This is a genomic window from Selenomonas ruminantium subsp. ruminantium ATCC 12561 (assembly GCF_000424065.1).
Lineage (GTDB): Bacteria > Bacillota > Negativicutes > Selenomonadales > Selenomonadaceae > Selenomonas_A > Selenomonas_A ruminantium.
Genome location: NZ_AUJE01000059.1, coordinates 1 through 8,284 on the forward strand (window position 1 = coordinate 1; position 8,284 = coordinate 8,284).

The 8,284-nt window shown below is 50.8% G+C and carries 6 protein-coding genes, 15 tRNA genes and 2 rRNA genes; all 23 read right to left on the minus strand.

Annotated features, from left to right (window positions below):
- Positions 1 to 133: 133 nt before the first annotated feature.
- The gene (locus tag G598_RS18775; RefSeq protein ID WP_051180384.1) at positions 134 to 847 is read right to left on the minus strand and encodes a DUF6033 family protein; all 714 of its coding nucleotides are present in this window, start codon (positions 845 to 847) and stop codon (positions 134 to 136) included.
- 485 nt (positions 848 to 1,332) lie between these two features.
- On the minus strand, positions 1,333 to 1,797 hold the full coding sequence (locus G598_RS0114540) for a MazG nucleotide pyrophosphohydrolase domain-containing protein (RefSeq protein ID WP_026767548.1): 465 nt from the start codon (positions 1,795 to 1,797) through the stop codon (positions 1,333 to 1,335).
- Positions 1,794 to 2,918, minus strand: a complete 1,125-nt coding sequence (locus G598_RS0114545) for a DUF362 domain-containing protein (protein ID WP_026767549.1) — start codon at positions 2,916 to 2,918, stop codon at positions 1,794 to 1,796. Before G598_RS0114545 ends, G598_RS0114540 begins: the two co-directional genes overlap by 4 nt.
- 72 nt (positions 2,919 to 2,990) lie before the next feature.
- The gene (locus G598_RS18165) at positions 2,991 to 4,301 is read right to left on the minus strand and encodes a lipase family protein (RefSeq protein WP_051180386.1); all 1,311 of its coding nucleotides are present in this window, start codon (positions 4,299 to 4,301) and stop codon (positions 2,991 to 2,993) included.
- Between the two features lie 76 nt (positions 4,302 to 4,377).
- Positions 4,378 to 4,463, minus strand: a tRNA-Leu gene (locus tag G598_RS0114555).
- Positions 4,464 to 4,468: 5 nt separating this feature from the next.
- Positions 4,469 to 4,555: transfer RNA gene (locus G598_RS0114560), tRNA-Leu, on the minus strand.
- Between the two features lie 92 nt (positions 4,556 to 4,647).
- The gene (locus G598_RS0114565; RefSeq protein ID WP_026767550.1) at positions 4,648 to 5,223 is read right to left on the minus strand and encodes a xanthine phosphoribosyltransferase; all 576 of its coding nucleotides are present in this window, start codon (positions 5,221 to 5,223) and stop codon (positions 4,648 to 4,650) included.
- Between the two features lie 44 nt (positions 5,224 to 5,267).
- Positions 5,268 to 6,608, minus strand: a complete 1,341-nt coding sequence (locus tag G598_RS0114570; RefSeq protein WP_026767551.1) for a uracil-xanthine permease family protein — start codon at positions 6,606 to 6,608, stop codon at positions 5,268 to 5,270.
- A 104-nt stretch (positions 6,609 to 6,712) separates the two neighbouring features.
- Positions 6,713 to 6,798, minus strand: a tRNA-Leu gene (locus G598_RS0114575).
- 33 nt (positions 6,799 to 6,831) lie between these two features.
- Positions 6,832 to 6,918: transfer RNA gene (locus G598_RS0114580), tRNA-Leu, on the minus strand.
- Between the two features lie 40 nt (positions 6,919 to 6,958).
- Positions 6,959 to 7,047 (minus strand) — tRNA-Leu (locus G598_RS0114585).
- Between the two features lie 11 nt (positions 7,048 to 7,058).
- Positions 7,059 to 7,132 (minus strand) — tRNA-Gly (locus G598_RS0114590).
- A gap of 14 nt (positions 7,133 to 7,146) precedes the next feature.
- Positions 7,147 to 7,222, minus strand: a tRNA-Thr gene (locus G598_RS0114595).
- A gap of 10 nt (positions 7,223 to 7,232) precedes the next feature.
- A tRNA-Phe gene (locus tag G598_RS0114600) sits at positions 7,233 to 7,308 on the minus strand.
- A 37-nt stretch (positions 7,309 to 7,345) separates the two neighbouring features.
- Positions 7,346 to 7,422, minus strand: a tRNA-Asp gene (locus G598_RS0114605).
- 6 nt (positions 7,423 to 7,428) lie between these two features.
- A tRNA-Val gene (locus G598_RS0114610) sits at positions 7,429 to 7,504 on the minus strand.
- Between the two features lie 6 nt (positions 7,505 to 7,510).
- Positions 7,511 to 7,586: transfer RNA gene (locus tag G598_RS0114615), tRNA-Lys, on the minus strand.
- Positions 7,587 to 7,593: 7 nt separating this feature from the next.
- A tRNA-Glu gene (locus G598_RS0114620) sits at positions 7,594 to 7,668 on the minus strand.
- An 8-nt stretch (positions 7,669 to 7,676) separates the two neighbouring features.
- Positions 7,677 to 7,752: transfer RNA gene (locus tag G598_RS0114625), tRNA-Lys, on the minus strand.
- A 6-nt stretch (positions 7,753 to 7,758) separates the two neighbouring features.
- Positions 7,759 to 7,835 (minus strand) — tRNA-Gln (locus G598_RS0114630).
- A 24-nt stretch (positions 7,836 to 7,859) separates the two neighbouring features.
- A tRNA-Asn gene (locus G598_RS0114635) sits at positions 7,860 to 7,935 on the minus strand.
- 26 nt (positions 7,936 to 7,961) lie between these two features.
- A 5S ribosomal RNA gene (gene rrf / locus G598_RS0114640) occupies positions 7,962 to 8,078 on the minus strand.
- A 71-nt stretch (positions 8,079 to 8,149) separates the two neighbouring features.
- A 23S ribosomal RNA gene (locus G598_RS0114645) occupies positions 8,150 to 8,284 on the minus strand; the annotation flags it as partial.

Sequence of the window (8,284 nt, forward strand, 5' to 3'; positions counted from 1 at the left end):
AGCGAAGGAAAATATTACCTGCCAGTACGCACAAAGCCCGACCTGCGGGTGATGGTTTTCCGCAGCGTTTGACAAGCCTGTCTCAGCGAAGGAAAGCCATTACCCGCAGGTCGGGCGCCTTGTACATACGTTGTTACCACTTAATCCCCAAAATCTTCTCCAACAATTCCTCCTCAGAGCGTGCCTCAATCTCCACCATATTACGCGGCGGCAGCTTCGCCTGCCCCTTTTCTTTTTCCTCTGCCTCTTTGGCGGCTTTCTCCTTTTCCTCAGCCTTCTTTTCCTTCGCCTCTTCCAGCCGTTCCTGCTGCTCAGCATTCATCTTTTCCAGCTGGGCAAAGAGCTTCATATTCCCTTCATCATCAAAGGTAATCGCCACCTGCTTAAAATGCACGCCTTCGCCGAGCTTACCGCTGTCCTCAAGGCGCTTGGTCATATCAATAGCCGATTCCATCTGACCGATAACCTTTTCTGCATATTCATCGTCACTGGCCATATGCTCCAGTTCTTCCTTGGTAAAGACCACTGAATACTTCTTGGTCCCCTTATCCATATAATTCTTCATGTCCTCTTGATCTTCGGCCACGAAGAAATCATAATCCCCATACTTCTCCTGCAGCTTGGCAAACAAATCCTGCGCCTTCTGCGAAAGCTGCGTACCACCGGCCTTCTGCTGCCCCGCTAACGCCAGCCCATCAGCCGACAACTCTACCTGCGTATCCGGCATATACTGGGAAAAAGCCTCCTGTGCCTGCTCCTTTTTCTGCGCACTCTGCCCTTTCTTCCCCACCTGCCCCATATTCTGATAAAACGAGGCCGCAAAATTCGTACTGATGTTATTCGACATGATAATCTCCTCCTGTGATACAAACGAAATCCTTTTCAACGTCCCCAACAGGACATAAATGGTTATTATCAGTATATCATATATTTTCAGACTTTTACAGTGCACAATTTATGTATACTTGTTAAGATTCTTTCGAGGCACAAGACGGCAGGCGGGGGAGGGAATAACTTTCGTCTGCTTAGACAAGCTTGTCAAACGCTGCCGAAAGTCCTCCCCACCCCCACCCGCCTTAGTCTTAGCATGAAGCTGACACCACAACAGTTTACAACAAACAAAAGCCGCGGGTATGGATGATGTTTTTCCGTAGCGTTTGACAAGCTTGTCTCAGCGTAGGAAAAATATTATCCATACCCACGGCGGCTTAATAAACGGATGTAAGGAATACACGAAAGCAGCCCGGCGGCTGATTATGCTTTTCCGCAGCGTTTGACAAGCCTGTCTATGGCGAAGGAAAAGTATGATCAGCCGCCGGGCGTCTTAATACCTCAATGTAAGCCTTTGCGTTCCCTAGCCTTGGCAATCAATGCTTCTGCCTGCGAAAAAGCCCCGGGCAGGTACCCTTCTTCCCACTCGCGTCCGGCCTTCTCGCTCTTTTTAATCGCTTCCCAGTCAACGGATTCGACAGCCGCCCCCGCAAACACATGCGGGTGCCGCCGTTCCATCTTATCGCTGACGGTCTTAGCTACATCATCCAGATTAAACAGTCCTGCTTCTTCTGCCAGCCGGGCATGAAAGACGACCTGCAACAGCAGGTCGCCCAATTCCTCTTTTAGATTTTCCGCCTTGCCCGTGTCCTTGAGAATATCTATGCCCGCCAAAACTTCAGCGGCTTCCTCAATACAGGCTGGCTTCAGGCTTTCGTGGGTCTGTTCCCTATCCCAGGGGCAGCCCTTCTCCGAACGCAGGACTTCGACAATTTTTTGCAATCGGCGAAGTTCATCTTGTTTCATTTCAGCGTCACCAGTTCATATTCACGCGTCCCCATGCCGATTTTCTCTGCATGTTCCAGCGTTTCCTTCCAATGCACATTCGGATTGTTGTCCATAAATACATCATGGTGATGATGCCAATCCTCTTTGGCCAGGTTGTCACCTAACTGGCTGTCGCGCACAGGCGTTGCCTTCTGACAGGCATCGGCGCTGGCCTGGTCGATAGCCACGGGGTCAAAGGACGCAAACATGCCGATATCCGGCAGAATAGGCGCATCATTTTCCCCATGGCAGTCGCAGTTCGGCGAGATATCCATCGCCAGATTGATATGGAAGCAGGGTCTGTCCTGCACCACAGCCTGCGTATATTCAGCCATCTTCTTGTCGAGCAAATCGCCTGCATCCCACTGCTCATTGCGAATAGCGGAGAAACCGCAGGCACCAATGCAACGGCCGCAGCCCTTGCACTTTTCGGGGTCGATATAGGCTTTGCCCGTATCAAAGCTGATGGCCTCCGAGCCACATTCCTTGGCGCATTTATGACAGTTGCGGCAAAGTTCCTGATTGACCACGCACTTACCGGAAGAATGCTGCTCCATCTTCCCGGCGCGGCTGCCGCAGCCCATACCCAGATTCTTGATGGCACCGCCAAAGCCCGTCATTTCATGGCCCTTGAAGTGCGCGAGCGAAATCACGATATCAGCATCCATGACCGCACGACCAATCTTAGCCGTCTTGATATATTCACCATTTTTCACGGGAACTTCCACATCATCGGTTCCTTTCAGGCCGTCGCCAATGATAATCTGGCAGCCCGTCGTCATGGGATTAAAGCCATGCATATTGGCAATATCCATATGTTCCAAAGCGTGTTTACGGCTGCCGGGATAAAGCGTGTTGCAGTCCGTCAGGAACGGAAGACCGCCCTGCTCTTTGACCAAATCCGCTACAACCTTGGCATACTGCGGACGCAGAAAAGCCAGATTGCCCATCTCGCCAAAATGCATCTTGATCGCCACGAATTTACCTTCCATATCAATGTTCTTGATGCCGGCAGCAATGCACAAACGGCGCAGTTTTTCCAGCCAGCTGGTTCCCACCTGCGTACGGAAGCTGGTAAAATAAACCTTCGACTTTTCCATGATAACCCTCCTCGCCTTGCGGCAATACACATACACATTGTTCTATTTCGCGATTTAGCCAAAAATTCCTGCTTACTTTTTGTCCGTCAATAACATTTCACGCGCATCATCGGCTTTCATCGTCAGATAACCGACGGCCTCCAGCGGTGTAAGGATACTGGTGGTCATGCTATAGGACTGAAAGGTCAGCAGAGTCCCCTCCCCATCATAGATTTCTTCCTCCAAAACCAGACGGAAATTGGCCTTTTCATTTTTAATCCGCGCCCCGCGAAAGCGCTCAACCAAAACAAATTTTGCCCCCTGCTGGTGCGCAGCCTGAAAGCTGTCTTCGCCGTCCTGTCCAAAGACCAGCGGCTGATAGGACGCGCGCAAGATGCCCTGCACCACCTGCTGCATATAGGGCTTATCTACGGCCAGCATATCGCTCAGGTCAAACTGCAGCGGCGCCACATAGACCAGCCCCTTGGCCTGTTCAGCGGTTCCACTTACCAGGGAAGGCATCTCCACATTCCCCTGCCGCTCCTGATAATAATGACGCAAAGCCTCATCCAAATACAACGTCATATCATGGGGAAAGCGCTCTAAATGGCTGGACCAGACCACCTTCTCGCCAAACTGCGCATAACTGCCCGAAAGCGACTGCAGGGCCGCCTTTACCGGGTCGCCTTCCATCGTTATGCGTGTCAGCTGCATACGGTTCTCGTAGCCCCTCGCAAAAGCGGTATTACCCACAGCCGGAGCACCGAAGGTAATCACCCGGAGCTGCTGCGGACTGACGCCCATATCCGCAAGTCTGGCCGCCGCCAGCGTCGCTGCCGCGCCCCCCAGACTGTGACCGGTCAGATAGAGTGTATACGCAGGATTTGCGCGCAAATCCCGCGCAATAACTTCGCCCAGCGTCAGGTTGCCAAAGTCCGGCAGTTTCTCGCTGAACAAAGCCGCCTGCGTATAGTCATGAAAGCCTTTATGCACCAAAGGATTAGCTCCGGATTTATGTTCTACATCTGCTGCCACCGCATTGAACTCTGCCGGCGTAGTTCCCCCAAAGGGCACACGCGTAACCCGCAAATCGACCACGGCATCCTGCTTGCGCTCCGTCCCCGGAAAAGCAAGCACATAGACCTGTTCCCCATCGGGAAACTGCCGGGCTAAGATATGCACCCGGCCATCAGCCAAAGCCGTGGCGTATTCATGGGTATCAATCAGCCAGCCCAAATCTTCCAGCCATTCACGCGCCAGCACATTCAACTCCGCACTATAGGAGGACATGGAAATCAATGCTGTGGCCAGATTCAGCTCCGCCTGGTCAATCTCTTTTGCCTCAGCCCTGCCAAGCAGCAATAGAAACAACAACGGCAGGATAATCAGCTTCCGCCACCACATACAATCGCCTCCCCGGATATACACGAAAAGCTCAGACAATCCACAAAGTGAAACTCGTCTGAGCTTAAAATTCAACTGGTGCGGTCGATGGGACTTGAACCCATACGTCTTGTGAACACTACCCCCTCAAAGTAGCGCGTCTGCCAATTCCGCCACGACCGCGAATATGGTGCGGACGAGAGGACTTGAACCTCCACGATGTCACCACCACTAGTACCTGAAACTAGCGCGTCTGCCGATTCCGCCACGTCCGCTTATTAAATTGTATTCGATGAAATCACCGAATCAACAAAAAATATTATAAAGTACTTTTAGCCTTCTGTCAATAACTTTTCAGGAAAAAATTTCAATCTTCCTCAAAAATTATCTGCTGATCAGCTAAGGAAGCAATCTTAGCCAGGGACTCTACCCGATAGCCGGCTTCCCGTACACGCTGAGCCCCCTGCTGGAAGGACTTTTCAATGGCGATGCCGATGCCCACTACATTACCGCCAGCCTGTTCAACGATATTGGCCAGCCCCAGTGCGGCATTGCCATCAGCCATAAAGTCGTCAATGATGAGGACATTTTCCCCGGCCTGCAGGAACTTTTTCAGCACATACACCAACTTGGCTTCCTTCTTGGTATAGGAAGTAATCGGGCAGGTATACATCTCCTCCTGCATAAGCAGCGACGGATTCTTGCGCGCAAAGACCAGACGTTTTTTCAGCTCATAGGCAACAGCCATGCCGATGGCAATCCCCGATGACTCAATGGTCAGCACCTTGTCAATCTCCACATCTGCAAAGCGGCGGACAAACTCCTTGCCCATCTCCATGGTAAATTCAGGGTCAATCTGATGATTGATAAAGGAATCCACCTTCAAAATATTGCCCGACAGGCAGTAACCTTCTTTTAAAATACGATCTTTCAGTAATTTCATGGTATATGCTCCTTTTAGATGTTATTGATGGCTGGTTCTTCGTTTTATTCAGCCGCTTCTGCCTCGGCAAGCTTCTCTGCCTCCATATTGGCCGGCAGGAACGTATCGAGCAGAATTGCCACAACATATACCACCGCCACGCAGTTACCGCTGAACACGTCCTGCACCACCTGCGGGAAAATATGCCAGATGGCATTTTCTGTCGCTGTCGTCGTGCCAATTCCGATAGAAAAGGACAGCGCTGCAATCGTCGCATTACGCTGGGTCATCTGCAAACGGCCCATCATCTGAATGCCGCTGACCATAATCGAACCAAACATCATAATCGTGCAGCCGCCTAAAACCGGGTCCGGCAAAGAAGCAAAAAATGCACCAATCGGCGGAAACATCCCTGCAATAATCATCGCCGCAGCGCCCGTCATAATGGCAAAGCGATTAACGACTTTCGTCATCGCGATAAGACCGACATTCTGACTGAAGGACGTAATCGGGGAACAGCCGAACAATGCCGCTGTAGAGCTGCAAAAACCATCACAGGCCAGCGAGCCGGAAATCTCCCTCTCCTTTACCTCGCGCTTCAAACCGACAATCGCCATCGCCGTCGTATCGCCGATTGTCTCAGCTGCCGATACCAAAAAGATAATACCAATGGATACAATCGCACCTAGATGGAATTCCGGTGCCACCGGCAAGAAAGCCGGCAGTGAAATCAAACCGCCGCTGAACACAGCGGACAAATCAATCTTGCCCATGGCCAGGGCCAGCACATAGCCAACAACCAGCCCGACCAAAACAGCCAGCTGCTTATAATAGCCCTTAGCAAAGGATGAAAACAGCAAGCAGGTCACCAGCGTCACTGTCCCCAAAAGGAGATTATCCGGTGCACCATAACCATCGTTATAGCCGCCGCCAAAAGAACGGATACCAATTCCCAACAGGGAAAAACCAATAGTCGTAACCACAATCGAAGAAACGATTGGCGAGATGAACCGCCGCCAGTACTTCGCCATAAGGCCCAATGTCCCCTCGAAAATACCGCCGACCAGCACAGCGCCCACTACCGCACCATAGCCAAAATTCGCCGCTACGAAGCAGATTGCTGTAACAAAGGTAAAGCTCACGCCCATGACAATTGGCAATCTTGCGCCTACTTTCCACAGTGGATAAAGCTGTACCAACGTCGCGATTCCCGCCACAAACATGGCATTCTGTACCAACATGGCCGTCATCTGCCGGTCGAAGCCCGCTGCCCCTGCTATAATGACAATCGGGGTCAGGTTCGCCACAAACATGGCCAGTACATGCTGCAAGCCAAATGGTATGGCTGCCCGCAAAGGCACCCGGCCGTCAAGCTCGTAGATGTTTTCAATTTTCGTTTCTTTCATGTAGATTCATCACTCCTGCAAAATGATAAAAAGAAAAAATTATATAAAAAAAACTTGTTCCATGAGATTATATCATAGAACAAGTTGTATGTTCAAAATAAAAATGGTGCGGTCGATGGGACTTGAACCCATACGTCTTGTGAACACTACCCCCTCAAAGTAGCGCGTCTGCCAATTCCGCCACGACCGCGAATATATCAAAAAACAGTAGTAAACATAAAAATGGTGCGGACGAGAGGACTTGAACCTCCACGATGTCACCACCACTAGTACCTGAAACTAGCGCGTCTGCCGATTCCGCCACGTCCGCATAATAAACACTTTACAGCGTATAATCCATATGAAATTGGTGGTGCCGAGGACCGGAATCGAACCGGTACGGTTGTTTCCAACCGACGGATTTTAAGTCCGTTGCGTCTGCCAGTTCCGCCACCCCGGCAGTATCATTACTGGAGCGGGTGATGGGAATCGAACCCACGTGACCAGCTTGGAAGGCTGGGGCTCTACCATTGAGCTACACCCGCATAATATCAAAAAGTGGAGCTGGCGAGAGGAATTGAACCCCCAACCTGCTGATTACAAGTCAGCTGCTCTACCAATTGAGCTACACCAGCCTAAAAAAAATGGTGCCTTCGAGCGGAATCGAACCACTGACACGGGGATTTTCAGTCCCCTGCTCTACCAACTGAGCTACAAAGGCACATATATATTTAACGCCCGTAGGCGTTAATAACAAGTGGCGACCCGAAGGGGACTTGAACCCCTGACCTCCGCCGTGACAGGGCGGCATTCTAACCAACTAAACTACCGGGCCATAAAATGGTGGGCGATAACAGGATCGAACTGCTGACATCCTGCTTGTAAGGCAGGCGCTCTCCCAGCTGAGCTAATCGCCCATATAATGGTGACCCACCACGGAATCGAACCGTGAACCTACTGATTAAGAGTCAGTTGCTCTGCCAGTTGAGCTAGTGAGTCATGATATTGGTGACGCGTATGGGATTCGAACCCATGAAGCCGCCGTGAAAGGGCGGTGTCTTAACCACTTGACCAACGCGCCGAAATTAATGGTGGCTCACCCGGGATTCGAACCCGGGACACCCTGATTAAAAGTCAGGTGCTCTGCCAACTGAGCTAGTGAACCATTATCTGGCTGGGGTAGCTGGACTCGAACCAGCGGATGCGGGAGTCAAAGTCCCGTGCCTTAACCGACTTGGCTATACCCCAATCACCCCAGAGGTATATCATAATTGGCTCCCCGAGCAGGATTCGAACCTGCGACATATGGATTAACAGTCCACCGTTCTACCGGCTGAACTATCGGGGAATCAACACCATCATAAAGATGGTACTAACTGGCAACGCCCTATCCTCCCAGTCCGTCTCCAGACAAGTACTTTCGGCGTATGAGTGCTTAACTACTGTGTTCGGTATGGGAACAGGTGGAACCACTCAGCTATCGTCACCAGATATTTAATTGAATGTATTATCTACACTCAAAACTATACAGAAGAAATTTTGTATTGAACATTTTAGCTCTGAAAGATAAGCCCTCGATTTATTAGTATTGGTCCGCTGCATGCCTTACGGCACTTCCACTCCCAACCTATCTACCTTGTCTTCTTCAAGGAATCTTACTGGATTACTCCATGAGATACTTCATCTCGGGACAGGCT